Below are 21,464 nucleotides of genomic sequence, written 5' to 3'. Positions count from 1 at the left end.
GGTCCGATGAGCAGTGCCAAAACCGTACCCACCGATAGGTCCACAACGACCGGGACCGATCCGGGCCGGACGCCTCACCCGGCGGCGGAGCCGACCCTCAACGCCGGGGCGGACTTCCTGCACCTGGACGTCGGGCAGGCGCCGCCGGGTGGCCGGGCCACCTGGCTCACCGACCGGCTGCGCCGGGCGATCGCCGACGGCGTGGTTCCCGTCGGATCGCGGCTGCCGGCCACCCGGACCCTCGCCGCCGACCTGGGGGTGTCGCGGGGCGTGGTGGTGGAGGCGTACCAGCGTCTGATGGAGGACGGGCACGTCGCCGGCCGGGGCCGCGCCGGCACGGTGGTCGTGGCCAGCGCGCTCACGGCGACGAGCCCGGCCGCCGAGCCGGCGGGCGGAACGTCGCCGGCCCGGATGGCCGATCCGGCCGCCGTGTTCCGCGCCGCACCCGACACCGACATCTTCGACACCGTACGCACCATCCCGGCCCACATCGACCTCACGCCCGGCGTACCCGATCTGGCGGCCTTTCCCCGGCAGGACTGGTTGCGGGCCGAGAAGGCGGTGCTGGGCCGGCTGGTCGCCGCCGACCTCGGCTACGGCGACCCGTGCGGCACGCCGGCCCTGCGCCGCGCCGTCGCCGGATGGCTCGCCCGCAGCCGGGGCATCGGTGTCGACCCGGCCGAGGTCATCATCACCACCGGGGTCTCCCAGGCGCTCGGCCTGCTGGCCCAGGCGCTGCGCGACGACGGAGTGACCACGGTCGGCGTGGAGGATCCGGGCTCGCTCGGCGTCCGTCAGCACCTCGACAACTGGCGGATGACCACCGTGCCGATCCGGGTGGACGCCGCCGGTGTGCGAGTGGACGAACTGACGGCCAGTGGGGTGCCGGCGGTGATGCTCACCCCGGCGCACCAGTTCCCGACCGGCGCGGTGCTCGACGGCGAACGACGCCGCCAACTCGCCGACTGGACCCGCACGGGCGGCCTGGTCATCGAGGACGACTACGACGCCGAGCACCGCTACGACCGCCCGCCGGTGCCCGCGCTGCGGGCCACCCTGTCCGAGCAGGTGTGCTACGCCGGTAGCGTGTCGAAGCTGCTCGCACCGGCGCTGCGGATCGGCTGGCTGCTGGTGCCCCGCCGCTACCGGGACGCGGTGGTGGCCGCCAAACGCAACGCCGACCTGGGTAACGCCGTCCTGCCTCAACTCGTGCTCGCCGAGCTGCTCACCTCCGGGGCGCTCGAACGGCAACTGCGGCTGCTGCGCCGGCGGCACGTACGCCGCCGGGACGCGATGACCGCCGCCCTGGCCCGTCACCTGCCGGGGGCCACCGTGCACGGCGCGGCGGCCGGGCTGCACCTGACGGTCACCCTCGACAGCGACGTGGTCGACACGGAACTCGCTGCGGCGGCGCTGGCGCGTGGGGTGAAGGTGCAGCCGTTGTCCTGGCACTGCCTGCGCCCTTACCGGCCCGGCCTGGTGCTGGGCTACGCGGCCAACACCGCCTCGGCCATCGACGCGGGAATCGCCACCGTCGCGGCGGTGCAACACGGGTAGCCGCCGCGGTCACCCCGGGCGCGGCTCGGCCGGGCGCTCACCGGCCAGGCGGGCGTCGGCCGCCTGCTGGCCGTCGTCGTCCCCGGCCACCTCGCAGATCGCCGCCGCGTCCGCCCAGTGCCCACGGGCCTCCTCGTCGTCGCCGAGCGCCGCCGCCGCGTCGCCCAGGTGCAACAGCGTCCGGCCCAGCCCGGCATCCGGGCGGCCACCCTCGCGCAACCGCCAGCTCTCGGCCAGCAGTCCGTACGCCTGACGGGCCTGCCCCGGCGCCACGCCCAGCAACGCCACGCCCGCGTTGAGCAGCGCCACCGCCCGGTTGGTCGGGTCACCGAGCGACTCGTACTCGCGCAGCGCGGCCCGCCACGCCTGCGCCGCGTCGAGGTGCTCACCCATCGCCGAGTGGACCAGCACCAGATTGGTCAACGCGGCCGCGTAGCCGCGTGCGTCGCCCAGCGAACGGAACGAGTTCGCCGCCCGTACCAACAGGTCGTGCGCGGTCTCCAGCTCGTGCCGCGCCAGCCTCGCCGCACCCAGCCCGAGGTCGCTGAGCGCCTGACCGGCGCGGTCGGCGCTGGCCCGGTGCCGCCGCGACAGCTCCAGATGCTCCACCGCCTCGTCGGTGCGGCCGAGGTCGAGCAGGGCCAGCCCGAGATTCATCCGCGCCTGGGCGGTGCCCCGGCGGCCCTGCCCGGCCACCGCCAGACTCAGCGCGGCCACCGCGCCGTACGGGTCGTGCCGGCGGCGACGCAGCACGCCCAGCTCGTTGTGGGCCCAACCGGCGATCTCCGGCCGGTCCTGGGCGGTGGGGTTGGCCAGCACCGTCCGACAGACGTCCTCCCACTCGTCGAGCCGCTCGGTGTGGGCGAGCCAGCCACACAGCGCCACGGCCAGCCGGAACCACCAGTCCCGCACCCGGCGCGGCAGCGTCTCCACCGCGCCGACCGGCACCTTCACCACCGCCAGCAGCAACTCCTGATGCAGGTCGAACCAGCCGTACGGGTCGTCGTCGGGCAGGCGATGGTTGCGGTCGAGCGCACCGGTCGCCAGGGCAGCCACCTGCTGTTCGGCCCGGCGGGCCAGATGCCGGGTCAGCCGTGCCTGCACGGTGACCCGCCGGTGCACCGGCTCGGCCTCGCGCAGATGCATCCGGGCGTACCCGGCGAGCAGCGCACGAACCTCGTACCGGTCACCGGGCGCGCCGACGACGAAAGCGCCGTCGGCCAGCTCGTCCAGCAGGGCGGCGACCCGGTGCGGTCGGCGTCCGGCGAGCGCGGCGATGGTCGCCCGGTCCAGCGGCACCCGGCTCAGCGACAGCAGTCGCCACAGCCGGCGAGCCTCGCCACTGAGCGCGTGGTACGCGGTGTCGCGGGCGGTGACCAGCGCCGCCACCGGTGACACGCCCACCCGCTGGTGCGGAGGTGTGTCGGCGGCGCGGTGCAGCGCGTGCAGCACGTCGGCGGGCCGCCAGCCGTGCTGTGCGCTGCGCCGTCCCAGCTCCGTCACCGCGCGCGGCTGCCGTCCGCACAGCTCGACGATGGTCCGGACCGCCGGGTCGGAGCGCGGGTCCGGGCGGTGCGGGCGGGCCACCGCGGTGGCCGCTCCGGCGTCGGCGAACATCTCCACCGCATCGTCGACGTCCGGCTCGGCCAGCCAGTACGCCACCACCCCGTCGACCGCGGCGAGCCGGCCGGTGCCGGCCAGCAGCAGCCGGCAGGTCCGGGCGGTGGGCGGCAGCAGCGGCCGGACCTGCGCCGGTGAGTCCACGTTGTCCAGCACCAGCAGCACCTTGCGACCGTCCAACTGACCGCGCAGCTCGTCGGCGGCGTCGGCGAGGTCGTCCGATCGGCCGGACCGGGGTGCCCGGGTGCCGACGATGCGGGCCAGCGCGGCCAGCACCTCCCGGGGCGAGCGGGCCCGGCCACCTCGGCGCAGGTCGAGGTAGTACTGCCCGTCGGGGAAGTCCGCGCGGCTCAGGTTCGCCGCCTGGATCGCGCACCAGGAGGTACCGACGGCACGCCGGCCCACCACCGCCACCGCGTGTTCCGGGGCGAGCATGGCCACCACCGCCTCCGCCTGGCCCTGCCGGCCGGTGTACCCGGCCGGCCAGGGCAGCGTCGGTGCGCTGCTGCCCGCCTGGGCCTCGGCCTCCTCGCCGGCCAGCAGCTGCTCGTGTTGCCGTCGCCGCCACTCCACCAGGAAGGACGCGGCCACCCCGAGCGCCGCCAGGCCCAGGCTCGCCGAGCCGAGGACGGTCAGCGACAACTCGGAGAGCAGGTTGCCGGTGACGTTGCCGAGCACGGCGCTGATCCCGGCACCGACCACCCCGCCGGCAGCCAGCAGCACGCTCAGCAGCCGTGACCGCCGGCCAGCCTGCCGTGGTGCGGACTCGCTCACCGCACACCCCCGGCGACCAAGCCGGCGACCACCTGCCGGCGGGCCAGCACGAACACCAGCACCGGCAGGATCGAGGCGAGCACGCAACCGGCGGCGAGGGTGCCGCTGCCGGCCACGAAGCCACGGGTCTGCCAGGCGAGGAACAACCCGAGCGGGGCGGCGTCCGGCCCGCTGAACAGCAGACCCACCACCAGGTCGTTCCACACCTGCACGAACTCCAGGACCGCCACCGCCACCAGCGCGGTGCGGTTGTGCCGGGCCAACCGGCGCAACGTGCCCCACCAGTGCCGCCCGCCGATCCGGGCGCCACGGACCTGCTCGGCGGGCAGGTCGGCGAAGGAGTTGCGCAACACCAGCACCGCGAACGGAACACCCAGGGCGATGTGCACCAGGGCCACCCCACGGGCTGTGCCGGAGGACAGCGCCAGGCCGAGCACCTCGTTGAGCGGGCCGGCGATCACCTGCACCGGAACCACCACTGCGGCCATCAGCACCAGCCCGGTGACCTGGGCGGCCGGCCCGGTCAGCCAGGCCAGCGGGTACGCCGCGAGCAGCGCGACGCCCAGCACCGCGGCGGTGACGACGACGGCGAGCACCAGCGTGAAGCCGAGGCTGCGCCACAGCTCCGCGCCGCTGAGCACGGCCCGGTAGGAGTCCAGACCCGGCGGGCCGGACCACCAGCCGCCGGTGGCCGCCCGTACCGGATTCTGCAACGAGGTGGCCGCCAGCACCCCCAGCGGCAGCAGCCAGGCGATCGCCGCGCCCGCGGCGAGCAGCCGGACCAGCCGCCGCGGTGGCGACGCGGTCACCGCGCTGCCCGCCGGCTGCTGCGGGGGCGGCCACGCCTGCCGGACGAACAGGGCCACCACCAGCATGCCGGCGGTCACCGCGACCAGCCAGACGACGCCCAGGGCGGCACCCTCGCCGGTGGTCGTCGCACCCGAGGTCTGCCAGATCCGCAGCGAGAGCACCGCCGCCTCGTCCCGCACCGAACCCGGCGTCATCACCAGGATCAGGTCGAAGGTGCGGCTGGTGCCGACGGCGACCAGGGCGAAAACCACCGCGACGGTACGCAGCAGCAGTGGTCGCCACTGCGCGTCCCAGAGCACGTCGCGGCGGGTGCCGCCGAAGGCCCGGACCGCGTCGACGAGGCCGGTCGGCACCGCGTCGAGAGCGGCCCGGAACACCAGCATCGCCAGCCCGACCCAGGCCCACACGAACGCCGACATCACCGCCACGGTGACCAGGTCCGGCCCGAGCAGCTGCGGCAGCTGCTCCGGGTCGCGTCCGGTCGCCCGGGCCAGCAGCAGGGTGGCCAGCCCGCGCTCCGGGTCGGGATCGTAGAGCAGCCGGAAGGTCACGCCGGTGACCACCAGCGGCAGCGCGGTCGGCACCACCAGGATGAGCCGGACCAGCCAGCCCTCCTGGGAACGCCGGGAGGCTGCCGCGAGCAGATAGCCCAGGACCGTGACCACCGTCGGTACCAGCAGCGCCCACAGCAGGGTGCGCCCGATCACCGCGGCGGTGCCGGGGGCGGCGAGGGCGGCCCGGTAGTGTTCGACGCCCACCCAACGGCCGTCGGTGGTGACACTGGCGTGCACGGTACGCAGCACCGGCCAGGCCAGCAGGCCGCCGAGCAGCAGCACCGCCGGTGCCAGCAGCGCCCAGCTGACGCCGGCCGCCGGGTAGGCCCGGCCGCGTCGGGGTGGCCCGACATCGTCGAGCACCGCCAGCTCGCCCAGCAGCGGGCCCCGGCTCACCTGCCGCCCCCCGCCGTCGCCCTTGCCGCCTCGGCGAGCTGCCCGGTGGCCCGGCGGACCGCCTCCCGGGCCGGCACCCCGTCGGTCACGTTCATGAAGAAGTCCTGCATTATTCGCCAGATCCCCACCCCGTCGGTGCCGGTGAAGGTGCCGGGCAGCTGGTCGGAGAGGTCGAACTGCACGGTGTCGGCGGCGCGCAGCTCGCCGGCCAGGCGTCGGCGCAACGGGTCGCGGTAGCTGTCCACCGGTACGGCGAGGTTGGGGGAGAGGTAGCCGCCGGCGTCCAGCCACGGCAGGAAGGCCACCGCGTCGCTGAGCCAGCGCACCAGTTCCGCCCCGTCGCTGGAGCCGGCGAACGCCACCGCCGCGTCGCCGCCGACGATCAGCGGCTGGTCGGCCACCCGGGCACCGGGAAAACGGAAGGTGGCCAGCGGCTCGGTACCACGGCGGAACCGGGCGACCACCGCGTCGACGAAGTCGGCCCCGAACACCATGGCCGCCTCGCGGTGGTACACCACCTGGATGATCGACTCCTCGAACTGGGTGAGCAGGGCCCGCCGCCCCCCGCCCGGGAAGGCGCCATCCACACTCCACAGCTCGGCGAGCCGCTCCAGCGCGTACTGCACCGGCCGGCTCCGCCAGTCGGCCTCACCACGGGCCAACGCCTCGTACAGGTCCACGTCGGCGACGTCGCCGAGCACGTTCTCGAACCAGTCGGTGAGCACCCAACCGTCGGCGGCACCGATCGCCAGCGGGGCCGGGCCCGCACCCGCCCGGTGCCGTTCGCCGAGCCGGCGAGTCAGGCTCACCAGCGCGTCCCAGGACCTCGGCGGCTCGGCCAGTGTCGACGGAAAATGCCAGAACAGCGACTTGTGCGCCGCCTTGACCCAGACACCGTAGCGACGCCCGTCGACGCTGAGCAGGTCGCTCATGCCGGCCGGGGCGGTGTAACTGACCGCCGGGGCCACCTCGCTGAGCCAGCCCCGCCGGGCGTACTCGACCACCAGACCAGGGCGGGGCAGGATCGCCACGTCGGGGCTGGTGCCGGCGGCGCGACGCGCGGTCAGGAACGCGTCGATGTCGTTGCCCACACCGACCACCTGCACGGTCGTCGGGTAGCCGGCAACCACCTCCCGGAACCGGGCCAGCTCGCCGCCGGCCCAGACGACCGCCACCTGCACCGACCGGCGCCCCTGCCCGCAGCCCCCGGCCGCCGCGACCGTGGCCGCCGCTGCGGCGCCCAGCAGCGTACGGCGACGCAACCCGACCCCGGTCATGCCCGCACCGCCGGCTGGACCGGACCGGGCGGGACATCGTCGACGACGGGCACCCGCTCGGTCACGCCGCCCAGCACCTCCTCCTCGGCCGAGCAGAGCAGCACCGTCACGCCCGGGGCGTCCGGCGGCGCCGTACGCCGGAGCAGGTCCGGCAGGCACACCCCGTCGACCGGGGCCGGCAGGTCGACCACCAGCACCTCGGGCAGACAGGCCATGGCCCGGGCGAGCGCGACCCGGAACTGTTGCGCCTCGGACAGCAGGTGCGGCCGCAGACCCAGGGTCGGGGCGAGTTCGAGCCGGTCGACCAGGACGGCCGCCCAGCCCTCGGCAACGTCACGTACCCACTGGCGTCGGCGCTGACCGTAGGAGATGTTGCGCCCGACGGTGAGGTGGGGCAGCAGGGCACCACCGGCCGGCACGTACCCGATGCGGCGGCGCAGCGGCGGCAGGTCGGTGACGTCGCGGCCGCCGACCAGGATCCGGCCGGTGACCGGCGCGGCCAGCCCGGCCACCACCCGCGCCACGGCGGTGGCCGGCCGGGGCCGGGCGACCAGGGCGACCGTCGCGCCGACGGCCACGTCGAGGTCGAGCGGCGACATGTCCGGCACGGCAACGAGTTCGAGCGTGCGTAACGTGACCATCACCTCCGGCGCCCCTCGTCGTCATCCCAGCCTGTCACAGGGAAACCACGCTCGGTGCCCCCGCTCGCCGTCCATCGTGGCCCTGGGCGCTGCCGGTTACCGTGCTACCCATGGCAGCGACCCCCTTCGCCGCCGGCCGTGACGCCGACGTGTACGCCCTCGACGACGCCCGGGTGCTGCGCCGCTACCGCGACGGCACCGACGTGGCCGTCGAGGCCCGGTTCATGTCCCACCTGCACGCCGCCGGTTTCCCGGTGCCCCGGGTGCACCGGGCCGACGGTGCGGACCTGGTCATGCAGCGGGTGGACGGGCCGACGATGCTCCAGGCACTGGTGGCCGGCACCATTGAGGTGACACCGGCCGCCGCCGTCCTCGCCGGGCTGCACCGTCGGCTGCACGCCGTCGCACCGCTGCCCGGCGCCCAACACGGCGACCGGATCCTGCACCTTGACCTGCACCCGGACAATGTCATCCTCGACCCGGGCGGCCCGGTGCTGCTCGACTGGCGCAACGTCCGGCACGGCCCGCCCGGCCTGGACGTGGCGATGACCGCCCTGATCCTCGCCCAGGCCGCCGTCGACCCGGAACAACCGATGGCGGCCGCCGCCGACGAGATGCAGCGCGCCTACCGACACGCGTTGCGTGATCACGCCGTCCCGCTCGTCACCGAGGCCCTGGCCATCCGGCGGGCCAACCCCACCCAGACCCCGACCGAACTCGCGCTGCTCGACGCGGCGGCGGCCCTGCTCACCACGTGAACCCGGAACCCACCGGCCGCAGGCGATAGGGTCTCGATCAGCACTGCGCGGGCGGGAGGCGAGATGACCCCAGAGCATGTCGACGTGCTCATCGTCGGCGCCGGTCTCTCCGGCATCGGAGCCGCCTGCCACCTCCGGCGTCGCCACCCGGGCCGGACGTACGCGCTGGTCGAGGCGCGCGACGCGATCGGCGGCACCTGGGACCTGTTCCGCTACCCGGGTGTGCGTTCGGACTCGGACATGTTCACCCTCGGTTACTCGTTCGCGCCGTGGACCGCCCCGAAGAGCCTTGCCGACGGCGACACGATCCGCGACTACCTGTGTCGTACCGCCGACGAGCACGACGTCACCCGACACATCCGGTTGCGGCACCGCGTCGAGCGGGCCGAATGGGACAGCCACCAGGCCCGCTGGACGGTGCACGTCCGCCGCGAGGACACCACCGAGACCGTCGTACTGACCTGCTCCTTCCTGTACGCCTGCACCGGCTATTACCGGTACGAGGCCGGCCACACGCCGCACTTCACCGGTCAGGAACGGTTCACCGGCCGGATCGTGCACCCCCAGCACTGGCCCGCCGACCTCGACCTCACCGGCCGTCGGGTGGTGGTGATCGGCAGTGGCGCCACCGCCGTGACGCTGGTGCCGGCGTTGGCCCGACGGGCGGCCCGGGTGACCATGCTGCAACGCTCACCCACGTACCTGCTGGCGCTGTCCTCCCGTGACCGGCTCGCCGACGCCGTGCGCCGGCTGCTGCCGGCGAGCCTGGCGCACCAGACCGTGCGCTGGAAGAACATCCTGCTCGCCACGGCCAACTACCAGCTCAGCCGGCGCGCCCCCCGGCTGGTACGCGGGTTGCTGCGGCGCGGGGCGGCCCGCCGGCTGCCCGCCGGCTTCGACGTCGAACGTCACTTCACCCCCCGCTACGACCCGTGGGACCAGCGGCTGTGCGTGGTCCCCGACGGTGACCTGTTCACCGTGCTCTCCGACGGGCGGGCCGAGGTGGTCACCGACACCGTGGACACCTTCACCGCCAGGGGCATCCGGCTCGCCTCGGGTCGGGAACTGCCGGCCGACGTGGTGGTCACCGCCACCGGGCTGGACCTGCTCGCCCTCGGCGGGATGACCCTGCGGGTGGACGGGGTGGAGGTGGACCTGCCGGAGACCGTCGCGTACAAGGGAATGATGCTCTCCGGGGTGCCGAACTTCGCGATGACCATCGGCTACACCAACGCCTCCTGGACGCTCAAGGCCGACCTGGTGGCCGGCTACGTGTGCCGGCTGCTGCGCCACCTGGACCGCACCGGAACCCAGATCGTCACCCCGCTCGCCCCGCCACCGGGCCGGCGTACGCCGTTGATCGGCCTCACCTCCGGGTATGTGCGGCGCGGCGTCGGCAGGCTGCCTCGCCAGGGCACCCGGGCACCGTGGCGGCTGCACCAGAACTACCTGCGTGACCTGCTGCCCATGCGGTACGGGCGGCTGACCGACGCCGACGTCCGGTTCGAGCGGGCCGGCGCACCGCGCAGCAACCCCGTCGACGCGTAGGTGCTCCGGCCAGTCACACCACAGGCGTGCCGGCTCGGATCGCCCCAAGTCCGCGCCTGCCACCGCGTCGGCACCGGCGGCGAAGCGGTGCCGATCCGTCGTCGCGGCGGTAGGTTCGCCTGCGGAGGCGAACGCGGCAGCCGCCGTCGTGGGACGACGACGCCAGCCGCGGGCCGGCGCGGAGTAGGAGGAAAGCGTGAGCCAGCAGGTACGGGGAGTCATCTCCCGCAGCAAGGGCGCACCCGTCGAGGTCACCGAGATCGTGGTGCCCGACCCCGGTCCGGGCGAGGCGGTGGTCCGGGTGCAGTCGTGCGGCGTCTGCCACACCGACCTGCACTACCGCGAGGGCGGCATCAACGACGACTACCCGTTCCTGCTCGGCCACGAGGCCGCCGGCATCGTCGAGCAGGTCGGCGAGGGCGTGGACGCCGTCGCGCCCGGTGACTTCGTGGTGCTCAACTGGCGGGCCGTCTGCGGAATGTGCCGGGCCTGTCGGCGCGGACGCCCGTGGTACTGCTTCGCCACCCACAACGCCGCCCGCAAGATGACTCTCACCGACGGCACCGAACTCGCGCCGGCGTTGGGCATCGGCGCCTTCGCCGAGAAGACCCTGGTCCACGCCGGCCAGTGCACCAAGGTCGACCCGGCGGCCCGGCCGGCCGCCGTCGGGCTGCTCGGCTGCGGGGTGATGGCGGGCCTCGGCGCGGCGATGAACACCGGCGGGGTGACCCGCGGTGACTCGGTGGCGGTGATCGGCTGCGGTGGCGTCGGCGACGCGGCGGTGGCCGGCGCGGCCCTGGCCGGCGCGACGACGATCATCGCGGTGGACACCGACTCCCGCAAACTCGACTGGGCCCGCCGGTTCGGTGCCACCCACACCGTCAACGCCTCCGAGGCCGACCCGGTGGCGGAGATCCAGGCCGCCACCGGCGGCTTCGGCGCCGACGTGGTGATCGACGCGGTCGGCCGGCCGGAGACCTGGAAGCAGGCCTTCTACGCCCGCGACCTGGCCGGCACGGTCGTGCTGGTCGGCGTGCCCACGCCCGAGATGCGCGTCGAACTACCCCTGTTGGACGTCTTCGGCCGCGGTGGCGCCCTCAAGTCCAGCTGGTACGGCGACTGCCTGCCCAGCCGTGACTTCCCGATGCTCACCGAGCTGTACCTGCAGGGCCGCCTCGACCTGGATGCCTTCGTCACCGAGGAGATCGGACTGGACGGGGTGGAGGAGGCGTTCGCCCGGATGCACCGGGGCGACGTGCTCCGCTCGGTGGTGGTCTTCTGATGGCCGCCCGGATCGACCACGCGGTCACCTCCGGCACCTTCTCCCTCGACGGTCAGACCTTCGACGTGGACAACAACGTCTGGGTGGTCGGCGACGCCACCGAGTGCGTCGTGATCGACGCCCCGCACGACGTCGACGCCATCCTCGAGGTGGTGGCCGGGCGGCGGGTCACCGCGATCGTCGCCACGCACGCCCACGACGACCACGTCCGGGTCGCTCCGAGGCTGGCCCGGGCCACCGGCGCCCCGGTGCTGCTGCACCCCGCCGACCGGGTGCTCTGGGACATGGTGCATCCCGACAAACCACCGGGCGGCACCCTCGCCGACGGCCAGACCATCACGGTGGGCGGCACCACGCTGACCGTGCTGCACACCCCCGGGCACAGCCCCGGCGCGTGCTGCCTGCACGCCCCCGAGCTGGGCGTGGTCTTCACCGGCGACACCCTGTTCGCCGGCGGGCCGGGCGCCACCGGCCGCTCGTACAGCGATTTCGGCACCATCGTCGACTCGATCCGCGACCGGCTGCTCACCCTGCCGCCGGACACCGTGGTGCACACCGGGCACGGCGACAGCACCAGCATCGGGGTCGAGGCTCCGCAGCTGCCACAGTGGCTGGCCAGGGGCCACTGACGTCGCCGCCGCCCAACCTGGTACGCCGAAAACCGGGATGCGGCCAGGAGCCGGTCCCGGCGACACTGCCGGCATGTCCGTCCACCCGACGCTGACCGCCGCGCAACGGGCGGCACTGCGCCACGTGCGCGCGGTGGCGCTGCGCGACCGTCCCGCCGCGCTTGCGGTCATCGGGCGGGCGCTGGCCGCCGTCGGGGTACGACACGAACCGGAGCGACTCGTCGCGGCGATCGGCCGGCAGGGACGGATCACCCTCAACTTCCACCCGGACCGGCTGCGCGCCGACGGCCGCACGGTCGCCGAAGCGCTCGCCGCCGAGGGCGTCTACCGCAGCCAGTTCGAGACGCGGATCTCCAACGGTGGCCTCACCGCGTACCCCGGCGGGGACCGTGACCGATGGGAGGAGCGCCTGTTCGGCGGCGCCTACCAGCGACCGGGCGTCGGACCGGCGGAGCGGCCGAAGTACGGCGGCCTGAATCTGCTCGACCATCCCGACGGTGCCTGCCCCCGGTTCGGCTCCTGCCACCTGCGGCTGCGTCCCGAGGTACTGACCCGGACCACCTTCTGCTTCGGCGACAGCCACCTCGGACCGCGCGACGTCGGCACCGTCGACGCGGTCGAGCCGGTGCTGGCCGCCCTGATCGCCGCCACCACCGAGACCGGCGTGTGCCTGGGCCGGCCCGGTACGGATCTGGTGACCCTCACGGGTGAACTGTTGCGCCTTCGGGAGGCGCTGGCCGCGACGCCCCGGGCCGCCGGCCGCGCCCTCGACGACTATGTCGAGGCACAGGTGCACGGCGAGGTCCGACTGGACCGGGACGTTCTGGAACTGGTCGTCGACCCGTCGTTCCGGGGTACCGGCACGGCGGCGAGGCTGCTCGCGGCCGCCCACCGGTACGGTTTCCCGATCCGCTGGCACGCCGGCTTCGCGCTGCCGGTGGACCGGGTGGACGCTGAATTCCGCGGGCCGGCGATCCCACCGCTGGCGGCCCGGGTGCACGCCGAGTTCGCCCGGGCGGGGGAGCCGCTGCACGCCGCACTGATCGGCCGCGCCGCGGCGTCCGTGTCGACCGACCCGGGCCGCTGGGCCGACCGCGGCCCGACCACTGACACATTGCAGCACCTCAAGCAGCTCTGGCACGTTCTGGTGCGGTTCGGCACCCCGTACGAGGTGTGAACCCGGCTGTCCGCTTCGTGTCCCACCGAACAGGTCTGCGCCGTGACCTGGGTCGCAGCCCACCACCACCGACACATTTCCGGAATGGCGGACATGCCGGCCGGGTTGTGTCCCCCATAGTGCCGGCTGGCAAACCCTCGACCGGCCCGGCCGTCCCTCGAGAGCGGCTCAACCCGAGCGGCTCGTACCCGATCGAAAGGGCAACCATCGTGAAGCCGGACTTCACTCGATGGCTCCCGGCCATCGCGACGATCCCGAACCGGAAGACCGCGCTCAGCGTGGTGGGCGTGACCGCCCTCGCCGGACTCGCCTTCGGCCCCACCGCCGTGGCCGCACCGATCACCGCCGCCCCGCATGCCGGCGCGGTCGCGGCGATCGACCGGGCGACCGGTCGCACCAACACCGGCGTCACCGTGGAATCCGGGCTGACCACCGCCGGCCGCACCGACAAGCCGGACGCCGGGAAACCGACCCGGGACGAGCTGATCCCGTACGGAGTGCAGGGCGCCCAGTCGCGCGTCCCGCTCGACGACGCCCAGCGTGACAACGCCAAGACCATCATCGAGGTGGCCAAGCGCACCGGTGTCGGTGAGCGGGGCGCCGTGATCGGCATCGCCACCGCGTTGCAGGAGTCGAAGCTCTACAACCTCGGACACCTGGGCGCCTGGAACGACCACGACTCGCAGGGCCTGTTCCAGCAGCGTCCGTCCACCGGATGGGGCAGCGTGGAGCAGATCCGGGATCCCGAGTACTCCTCGACCGTCTTCTTCGAGGCCCTGAAGAACGTCGGCGGCTGGCGGGATCTGCCGCTGACCACCGCCGCGCAGACCGTGCAGGTGTCGGCCTACCCCTTCCACTACGCGCAGTGGGAGGAGCAGGCGGCGGACATCGTCTCCCAGCTCTGGTGAGGTAGCTGGTGACCGGCCGGCCCGTGCTCGGGCCGGCCGGTCGCGTTCCGGCCGGGGCACGCCGCCGACATCCGGCCGGTCGGCCAGGATCAGCGGTCCGCCGCACAGCGCGGGAACGCGGCGCAGCGTGGAAACCGGAGTGGGACGCGGCGCGGTCAGGCCAGCGGCGTGGCCTCCCGACGCAGCGTCGACGAGCCGACCCCGACCGACCAGCCGGCGACCCACCTGGTCGCGCTCGCCCGCCGGGTCCGGTCGGCCAGGTGGTACCAGTCCATCCGGCAGCGCTGCCGGGTCACCTCAAGCACTCCGTAGCCGTGGCCGTCCAGCTCGGTCCAGCGCACGTGTGGGTTCGTCGAACGGATCAGGGTCGTGCCGAGACCACTGAGCGCGTTGCCGGCCGGCAGACCCAGGAAATCGTTGACGTTGTCGCTGGTGACCGACGGCACCACGAACTCGGCGGCGGCCGGGTTGGCCGGCCCGGTGCTGCGGGTGGTCACCTCGTTGGCCCATGACGTGTGGATGTCGCCGGTCAGGAACACCACGTCGCGGGTGCCGGTGGCCCGCAGGTGGTCGACCAACTCGTTGCGATCGGCGTTGTAGCCGTCCCATTGGTCGGCGTTGAGCACCGCACCGTTCTGCGGCACGCCGAGCAGCGTCCCCAGCGGGCCGAGCAGCCACGCGGGGAGCGCTCCGACATCGAGCCGGGCGATCATCACCGGGTTGCCGACCAGCTTCCACCGGGCGGTGGAGCTGGCCAGTCCGCTCTTGAGCCAGCTCATCTGGGCCTGTCCGGTGATGGTCCGGGCCGGGTCGTCCACCGCGATGCCCGAACTCTGTTGGGACCGGTAGGTCCGCAGGTCCAGCATGGACAACTCCGCGAGCCGGCCGAACCTTAGTCGCCGGTAGATCGCCCCGTCCGCACCGGTCCGTACCGGCATCCATTCCAGGTACGCCTGCCGGGCCGCTGCCAGCCGCACCGCGAAGTCACCCTCCGCTCCCGGCGTGTGGTTCTCCGCACCGCCGGACCACTGGTCGTTGGCCACCTCGTGGTCGTCCCAGGTGATCACCCACGGCAGGGCCGCGTGCAACGCCTGAAGATCGGGATCCGTCTTGTAGAGGGCGTGCCGGGCCCGGTAGTCGGCAAGCGACAGTGTCTCGTGTGCCGGGCTCACCGGCCGCACGACGGTGGAGCCGGCGGCGAACTGCCCGGTGCCGTACTCGTACAGGTAGTCGCCCAGGTGCACCACGAGGTTCAGGTCACCACGCTCGGCCAGATGCCGGTACGCCGCGAAGTAGCCCGCCTCCCAGTTGGAGCAGGAGACGACGCCCAACCGCAACCGGTCGATCTCGGCGTCGAGGTGCGGTGCGGTCATCGTCCGGCCGGTCGGTGACCAACCGCCCGCGTACCCGAAGCGGTACCAGTAGGTGGTGGCCGGTGCCAGTCCCGTCACCGGCACCCGTACCGTATGGTCCCGTCCCGGCCCGGTGACCTGGACGCCGTTGGCCACCAGTGTGGCGAAGTCCGGATCGGCGGCCACCTGCCACGTCACCGGTGCCTCGGGACCCAGCCCGGAACCTGGCTGGGCCTGCTCGGTCGGAGTCAGCCGGGTCCACAACAGGACCCCGTCGGGCAGCGGATCGCCGGAGGCGACGCCGTGCCGGAAGGCACCAGCGGCGGCCTGGGCCGCGGCGCTGCCGGTGAGGGTGGCCCCGGCGAGCGCCGCCGTGCCGGCGGACGCGCCGGCCACGCGCAGGAGGGTACGACGGTCGAGGGTGTTCGTCATGGTTGCTGTGTCTACCGGCCCCGCCGTCCGTTTCGCTGCCCCGGCGACCACTGTTCGCCCGGGTTTCCGCAGTCGTTCTCGTTCCCACGGTCCGGGCGCACGAGCCCGGGACCGCCGGCATCTGGCGGTGCGTCGCGATCATCCGGGCGGAGCTTCTCCTCGCCGGTCACCGCCCGGGACTCGGCTCGCTACGGGCGACGCTCCTCAGACACGCCCTTTGGCAGCCGCCCCTCCCGAGGCGCGACGGCGGTGGTTGCTGATGATGTCGACGGCGGCCGCCACCAGGGCCAGCGCGATGATCGCGGCCGAGGTGAGCAGCGACCGTTCGAACGCCCTCGACCAGGCGTCCGCGCCGTCGGCCAGCGCGGAGAAGAAGACCGCGCCGACCACCGCGATCCCGGCGGCCGACCCGATCCGCTGCCCGGTCTGCAACATCGCGGCCCCACTGCCGGCCTGCGGAACCGGCACCTCCGTCAGGGTCAGCGTCTGGTTGGGGGCGATCACCAGGCCGCTGCCGATGCCGGCGACCAGCAACGGCAGTGCGGTCACCCAGGGCACCGGGGCGCGTGGTGCCAGCTCGATGGCCAGCGCGGCGAGACCGAGACCGGTCACCACGCCGACCAGCCCGATGGCGACCAGCGGGCGGCCGTACCGGTTGACCAGCCGCCCGCCGACGGCGGACGCGACGGCTGAACCGAGCGCGAAGGGTGTGATGGCCGCACCGGCGACCAGGGCGCTGTAGCCACGTCCGTTCTGCAGGTAGAGGGTGAAGATGAAGAAGATAGCGGTGAACCCGCCGAAGTAGAGCAGCGCGATCGTCGAGCCGAGGGCGTACGACCGGTGCCGGAACAGCCGGACGTCGAACAGCGGCGGGCCGTGCCGGGCGTACCGGCGCTCCCAGCCGATGAAGCCGGCGAGGGTGACCAGGCCGGCGGGCACCAGCAGCCACTTCGTCGCGCCGTGCCACTGCTCGCGTTGCACCAGCGGCAGCAGCACGAGCGTCACGCCGATGCCGAGCAGCAGCACGCCGACCGGGTCGAACCGGCGTTGCGCCCCGCGTGGGGTGATCCGGCCGGGCAGCAACCGCCAGCCGAGCAGCACCGCGACGATGCCCACCGGCACGTTGACGAAGAAGACCCACCGCCAGCCGTGTTCCGGGCCACCGGCAGCGATCAGCAGGCCGCCGAGCAGCGGACCGATCGCGGTGGAGATGCCGATGGTGGCACCGAGCCAGCCGAAGGGCCGACCCCGCTCGGGCCCGGCGAACAGCTGCTGGATCAGGCCAATCACCTGCGGGTTCACCACCCCGGCGGCGGCGCCCTGGAGCAGCCGGGCGGCGATCAGCCAGCCGGGGGACTGGGCCAGCCCGGCCAGCGCGCTGGTAAGCGTGAACAGGGCGATGCCGAAGACGAACGCGTTGCGCCGCCCACGGACGTCACCGAAGCGTCCCGCCGGCACCAGGACCAGCCCGAAGCTCAGCGCGTACCCGGACAGCACCCATTGCAGGTCGCTCGGATCGGCCCGCAGGGCACGCTCCAGGGACGGCAGGGCGACGTTGACGATGCTGATGTCGAGCAGCGTCATGAACGCCGCGACCAGCCCCACACCGAGGGCCTGCCAGCGTCGCCGCTCGTACGGCGCCGCCCCGGACGCGGCCGAACCGCTGGGCTGCGCCGAGGTCAACCGGCGATCCGGCGCCGTGCCGTCGGATGGCGATGGTGGCCTGCGCGACCGTGCATCATGCCAGTTGCTGCGCGCAGAAGCGGGGACCGAAGTCGAGCCCGGCCATCGGCGAATCCTCCCGGTGCAGCAGGTTCTTCTCGGTCAGCAGGTGCAGCGGGGCCCGCAGTTGCTCCTCGGTCAGCCCGCACTCCTGGGCGATCATGTCCGGGTACGGTACCTGGCCGCGCGCCTCCAGGGCCGCCACCGCGTCGTACACCCGCGCCTCGACGTCCGACAGCCGCACCTCTTGCATGGTGTCCTCCTCGCGCCTCCGTCCGCCTGCGGCAGGCGGTCTGCGGCCGGCGGTTACCCGGCGCGGCGGCGAAAATGCCCGCGCCGACGCCCCGTCCCGGTCGACCGTTGCCGCCGCCCGAGCCCGGGCTGATCTACCCTGCATCAGTGAGCGTCTGGGAACTCGTGGTGATCGGTGGCGGGCCCGCCGGGCTCTCCGCCGCCACCGCCGCCGCCCGCCGAGGGGTACGCACGCTTGTCGTCGAGCGCGCCGCGCATCCGCGCTACAAGACCTGCGGCGGTGGTCTGATCGGCACCTCGCTGGCCGCGGTGGCCGGGCGGATCGAGGTACCCGCCCACGACACGGTGGACCGGGTCACCTTCACCCTCGACGGGCGAGGCGGGTTCACCCGCCGACATGGCGCGGGGCCGCTGGTGAGCATGGTGCGCCGGGAGGAGTTCGACGACCGGCTCCGGGCCGCCGCGGTGGCCGCCGGGGTCGAGGTCCGCGAGCGGGCAACCGTCCGGTCGGTGGAGCAGGACCCTGACGTCGTACGCCTGCGACTGGCCGACGGGGAGCTGCTGCTGGCCCGTACGGTCATCGGTGCCGACGGCTCGTCCGGGGTCAGCGGCCGGCACGTCGGGGTGCGTCACCGTCAGGTGGATCTGGGGCTGGAACTGGAGCTGCCGGTTCCGCCGCCGGAGCAGGCCCGGTGGCGGAGCCGGGTGCTGCTCGACTGGGGGCCGCTGCCCGGCTCGTACGCCTGGGTGTTCCCGAAGGGTGATCGGCTCACCGTCGGTGTGATCGCCGGCCGGGGCGAGGGGGAGCGGACCCGGCAGTACCTGCGGAGGTTCGTCGATCGTCTCGGGTTGGCCCACGTCTCGCCGATCCACGACTCGGGTCACCTGACCCGCTGCCGGACCGACGACTCGCCGCTGCGGCGAGGGCGGGTGCTGGTCGTCGGCGACGCCGCCGGCCTGTTGGAGCCCTGGACCAGGGAGGGGATCAGCTACGCGTTGCGTTCCGGCGAGTTGGCCGGGGCGGCGGTGGCAAACGCCGATCTTGCTGGCTACGAACGGTCGGTGACCGAGCGCCTCGTCCCGGCCATGCGGGGCGGGCAGCGGCTGCTCGACGTCTTCTCCCAGCGACCGGCGCTCTGCCACAGGTTGCTCGCCACGCCGCCGGGCTGGCGCGCATTCACCCGGTTCTGTCTGGGCCGGGCCGAGTTCGACGAGGTGGTCGGCCGGGTGCCGGTCCGGGCGGCGCTGGCGCTGGCGGCCCGCCTACCCGCCCCGAGGCGCAGCGTCGCCGCTCGAATGTCCGACTGACGGCGGATCTGCTGGTCCCACACGCCCCGACCTCAGCCATCCAGGATCCTAGGATGCCGTACGGATGGTGACGGAGCACTCATGGTCACCACGGCTGGCGTTTCCGACGACTTCGCCCGGGTAGGGGCTTGCGGGACCGCAACCCCACGATCCCGGGCGAGGAGACCTCCGTGAGCGAGACGCAGCACACCCAGCAGGACCCGACCGAGCAGTACGGCCAGCAGTCAGGGCAACCGAACCAGCAGCAGAGCCCGCCGGGTCGTACCGGCGAGATGACGCCGAAGCCGGATCACGGCGAGGACTCCTATCGGGGCACCGGCAAGCTCGACGGCAAGAAAGCGGTGATCACCGGCGGTGACTCGGGTATCGGCCGGGCGGTCGCCATCGCGTACGCCCGGGAGGGTGCCGACGTGCTGATCTCCTACCTCGGTGAGGAGGAGGACGCGGACGCCCGGGAGACCGTACGCCTCGTCGAGGCCGCAGGTCGCAAGGGTGTCGCGATCCGGGGCGACATCGCCGACGAGCGCAACTGCGAGGCGCTGATCGAGCGGGCGGTGAGCGACCTGGGTGGCATCGACATCCTGGTCAACAACGCGGCGTACCAGATGGCGCAGGACAAGGGCATCGCCGGCATCAGCACCGAGCAGTTCGACCGGGTCTTCAAGACCAACCTGTACGCGATGTTCTGGCTGTGCAAGGCGGCGTTGCCGCATCTGGGCGAGGGTTCCACGATCATCAACACGTCCTCGATCCAGGCCTTCGACCCGTCGCCGCAGTTGCTCGACTACGCCACCACAAAGGCGGGGATCGCCAACTTCACCAAGGCCCTCGCCGCCGACCTGGTCGATCGGGGCATCCGGGTCAACGCGGTGGCACCGGGTCCGATCTGGACCCCGCTGATCCCGGCGACCATGCCGGAGGAGAAGGTCGAGCAGTTCGGCACCGACACCCCGGTCGGTCGGCCCGGTCAGCCCGCGGAGCTGGCTCCTGCGTACGTCTTCTTCGCCTCGCAGGAGTCGAGTTTCATCACGGGCGAGGTCCTGGGGGTCACCGGCGGCCGCTTCACCAAGTGACGTCCCCGTCGACCCGGTTCTCCCGCCGGCTCGGTGCGGGCCAGCGGGGCCGGGTCAGCGCGGCCAGGCCGCCAAGTGCCGCCGGACCTGGGCGATCTCGGCGGGGCCGAGGCCGTAGCGGGTGAAGCGGGCATCCGGGATCCGGTCGAGGTACCGGCCGGCCGCCCGCACGTCGTCGTCATCGAGGGCGGGATCGAGCTGCCGGGCGAGTTCCAGCAGCTCGGCCACGGACCGGTGCTCCAGGGCGGAGGCCACGTCGATGTAGTCGCGTACCTCGCGACGGTTGACCAGGGCGGCGGTCTTGTTGGCGATGAGATCCCGGACGTCCATGACCGGACCGAGGTCCATCACCACCGGGCTGCGGTGTCGGTCGAGGCGGGCCAGGCTGAGGCGGATGCGCCGGTCGTCCCGGGCGACGACGAAGTCCCGCAGGTCCCGGTCGAAGCCGTCGAAGAGGTCACCGAGATCGCTGTCCGGGTCGGCGTCGGCCACCTCGAATCCGGCACGTTCCAGCGCGGCCCGGACGTCGGCCGCCGCCGCGGCGGCGGCGCCCTCCACGTCGGCGAAGAGGTCGACGTCCTCGGTGGGGCGGGTGACGAGTCCGTGTGCGGCCCAGGCCACCCCGCCGCCGAGGACGAAGCGATGCGGCCCGGCGACGGTCAACGCGACCCGGGCGACCTCGCGGTAGAAATCGTGTGGGTGTGCGTCGGGGCTCGCCCCGGTCACGCCGACCGGAGCCCCTGGTGTCGGCTCTCCCACGCCAGCCGTACCCCTCGGGGCAGGTTGAGCAGCTGCCACACCCGGCGCAGCGTCCGCCCGTTGACCAGCCGGCGCAGGTCGTCGACGTTCGTGGTCTCGCGCAGCACGTTCTCGTACAGCCAGAGCAACTGGTCGGGGTCGGCGAGGTCGAAGGCGCGGTCGGCGCACCACATCAGCCGTACCGGCAGTTCCACCACGCCTCGGGTGGGCCCGCGCAGCTCGGCGAGCGTCCGGGCCACCACGGCGGGACGGCCGGGTCGGGCCAGGTGCGCCACGCCGGTCGTGGTGGTGGAAACCGCCTGCATGCTGTCAGGGTAACCCCAGATCGGGTCGGCCCGGGTCGTCCCGCCACCCCATAACCCCGTGACCCCCCGGGATGAACACCCGGGCTGAGCCCCGTTGATCATGAGGTTGACGGCGTGTTTGATCTCCAATGCTGCCGCTAACCTCATGATCAACGGCTGGTTGTGGGGGTTTGGGGTTGGTGTCGGGTTCGGGGGTGGGGGTGGGCGGGAATGGTGGTGGCCGGCCGGTCGTTGGATATCCCTGAACGGCCGAGGTAGACCGCCTGCCGCAGGCTAGGTGGGTGGGTGTGGCCCGGGAATGTTGGTGGGCCGGTGGTCGTTGGACATGGT

Annotated in this window: 18 protein-coding genes; 9 read left to right on the top strand and 9 right to left on the bottom strand. The window is 73.4% G+C overall.

All coding sequences use genetic code 11. The features are described from left to right. The first annotated feature begins 6 nt into the window (after nt 1–6). Nucleotides 7–1,557, top strand: coding sequence for a PLP-dependent aminotransferase family protein (locus ACFY2A_RS29195; protein ID WP_387176380.1), 1,551 nt, complete (start codon nt 7–9; stop codon nt 1,555–1,557). A gap of 9 nt (nt 1,558–1,566) precedes the next feature. Here ACFY2A_RS29195 and ACFY2A_RS29190 read toward each other — a convergent pair whose 3' ends face one another. The 4 genes from ACFY2A_RS29190 to ACFY2A_RS29175 are packed head-to-tail and all read right to left on the bottom strand — an operon-like array spanning nt 1,567 to nt 7,629. Beyond that, the gene (locus ACFY2A_RS29190) at nt 1,567–3,951 is read right to left on the bottom strand and encodes a tetratricopeptide repeat protein (protein WP_387176378.1); all 2,385 of its coding nucleotides are present in this window, start codon (nt 3,949–3,951) and stop codon (nt 1,567–1,569) included. Further along, on the bottom strand, nt 3,948–5,711 hold the full coding sequence (locus ACFY2A_RS29185; protein ID WP_387176376.1) for an ABC transporter permease subunit: 1,764 nt from the start codon (nt 5,709–5,711) through the stop codon (nt 3,948–3,950). Before ACFY2A_RS29185 ends, ACFY2A_RS29190 begins: the two co-directional genes overlap by 4 nt. Next, nucleotides 5,708–6,988 (bottom strand): extracellular solute-binding protein, encoded by a 1,281-nt coding sequence (locus ACFY2A_RS29180; RefSeq protein ID WP_387176375.1) that lies wholly within the window; start codon nt 6,986–6,988, stop codon nt 5,708–5,710. Before ACFY2A_RS29180 ends, ACFY2A_RS29185 begins: the two co-directional genes overlap by 4 nt. Next, nucleotides 6,985–7,629 (bottom strand): ATP-binding cassette domain-containing protein, encoded by a 645-nt coding sequence (locus ACFY2A_RS29175; RefSeq protein ID WP_387176373.1) that lies wholly within the window; start codon nt 7,627–7,629, stop codon nt 6,985–6,987. Before ACFY2A_RS29175 ends, ACFY2A_RS29180 begins: the two co-directional genes overlap by 4 nt. Nucleotides 7,630–7,739: 110 nt before the next feature. Here ACFY2A_RS29175 and ACFY2A_RS29170 point away from each other — a divergent pair, with 110 nt between their 5' ends. The 6 genes from ACFY2A_RS29170 to ACFY2A_RS29145 all read left to right on the top strand — a co-directional run bounded on the left by ACFY2A_RS29170 (nt 7,740) and on the right by ACFY2A_RS29145 (nt 13,931). Then, entirely contained in the window at nt 7,740–8,387 is a 648-nt protein-coding gene (locus ACFY2A_RS29170) for a phosphotransferase (RefSeq protein ID WP_387176371.1), read from the top strand. Nucleotides 8,388–8,450: 63 nt separating this feature from the next. Beyond that, on the top strand, nt 8,451–9,935 hold the full coding sequence (locus ACFY2A_RS29165; RefSeq protein ID WP_387176369.1) for a flavin-containing monooxygenase: 1,485 nt from the start codon (nt 8,451–8,453) through the stop codon (nt 9,933–9,935). A gap of 196 nt (nt 9,936–10,131) precedes the next feature. Next, nucleotides 10,132–11,217: an S-(hydroxymethyl)mycothiol dehydrogenase gene (locus tag ACFY2A_RS29160; RefSeq protein WP_363925563.1), complete on the top strand. Its 1,086-nt coding sequence runs from the start codon at nt 10,132–10,134 to the stop codon at nt 11,215–11,217. Further along, nucleotides 11,217–11,846 (top strand): MBL fold metallo-hydrolase, encoded by a 630-nt coding sequence (locus ACFY2A_RS29155; RefSeq protein ID WP_387176368.1) that lies wholly within the window; start codon nt 11,217–11,219, stop codon nt 11,844–11,846. The genes ACFY2A_RS29160 and ACFY2A_RS29155 overlap by 1 nt, the downstream gene beginning before the upstream one ends. A 73-nt stretch (nt 11,847–11,919) precedes the next feature. Further along, the gene (locus tag ACFY2A_RS29150) at nt 11,920–13,023 is read left to right on the top strand and encodes a DUF3626 domain-containing protein (RefSeq protein ID WP_387176366.1); all 1,104 of its coding nucleotides are present in this window, start codon (nt 11,920–11,922) and stop codon (nt 13,021–13,023) included. Nucleotides 13,024–13,232: 209 nt separating this feature from the next. Continuing rightward, nucleotides 13,233–13,931, top strand: coding sequence for a hypothetical protein (locus ACFY2A_RS29145; RefSeq protein ID WP_363925566.1), 699 nt, complete (start codon nt 13,233–13,235; stop codon nt 13,929–13,931). 155 nt (nt 13,932–14,086) lie between these two features. Here ACFY2A_RS29145 and ACFY2A_RS29140 read toward each other — a convergent pair whose 3' ends face one another. From ACFY2A_RS29140 to ACFY2A_RS29130, 3 genes are all read right to left on the bottom strand, one after another. Further along, a complete protein-coding gene (locus ACFY2A_RS29140; protein ID WP_363925567.1) occupies nt 14,087–15,715 on the bottom strand; it encodes an alkaline phosphatase D family protein in 1,629 nt (542 codons plus the stop codon). 204 nt (nt 15,716–15,919) lie between these two features. Beyond that, complete coding sequence (locus tag ACFY2A_RS29135) at nt 15,920–17,398, bottom strand: MFS transporter (RefSeq protein ID WP_387176363.1); 1,479 nt, start codon at nt 17,396–17,398, stop codon at nt 15,920–15,922. 55 nt (nt 17,399–17,453) lie between these two features. Continuing rightward, on the bottom strand, nt 17,454–17,690 hold the full coding sequence (locus ACFY2A_RS29130; protein WP_363925569.1) for a hypothetical protein: 237 nt from the start codon (nt 17,688–17,690) through the stop codon (nt 17,454–17,456). 146 nt (nt 17,691–17,836) lie between these two features. Here ACFY2A_RS29130 and ACFY2A_RS29125 point away from each other — a divergent pair, with 146 nt between their 5' ends. Both ACFY2A_RS29125 and ACFY2A_RS29120 read left to right on the top strand, forming a co-directional pair. Continuing rightward, nucleotides 17,837–18,997, top strand: a complete 1,161-nt coding sequence (locus ACFY2A_RS29125) for a geranylgeranyl reductase family protein (RefSeq protein ID WP_387176361.1) — start codon at nt 17,837–17,839, stop codon at nt 18,995–18,997. Between the two features lie 170 nt (nt 18,998–19,167). Next, nucleotides 19,168–20,070: an SDR family oxidoreductase gene (locus ACFY2A_RS29120; protein ID WP_387176359.1), complete on the top strand. Its 903-nt coding sequence runs from the start codon at nt 19,168–19,170 to the stop codon at nt 20,068–20,070. Between the two features lie 54 nt (nt 20,071–20,124). Here the strand turns inward: ACFY2A_RS29120 and ACFY2A_RS29115 are convergent, their stop codons facing one another. Then, a complete protein-coding gene (locus ACFY2A_RS29115) occupies nt 20,125–20,796 on the bottom strand; it encodes a nucleotidyl transferase AbiEii/AbiGii toxin family protein (protein WP_387176357.1) in 672 nt (223 codons plus the stop codon). Then, nucleotides 20,793–21,134, bottom strand: coding sequence for a hypothetical protein (locus tag ACFY2A_RS29110; RefSeq protein ID WP_387176355.1), 342 nt, complete (start codon nt 21,132–21,134; stop codon nt 20,793–20,795). Before ACFY2A_RS29110 ends, ACFY2A_RS29115 begins: the two co-directional genes overlap by 4 nt. Nucleotides 21,135–21,464: the final 330 nt, after the last annotated feature.

The organism is Micromonospora sp. NPDC000442, assembly GCF_042898635.1.
Lineage (GTDB): Bacteria > Actinomycetota > Actinomycetes > Mycobacteriales > Micromonosporaceae > Micromonospora.
Note: the sequence above shows the minus strand (reverse complement) of the source record. Positions and strands in the feature narration are given on the sequence as shown.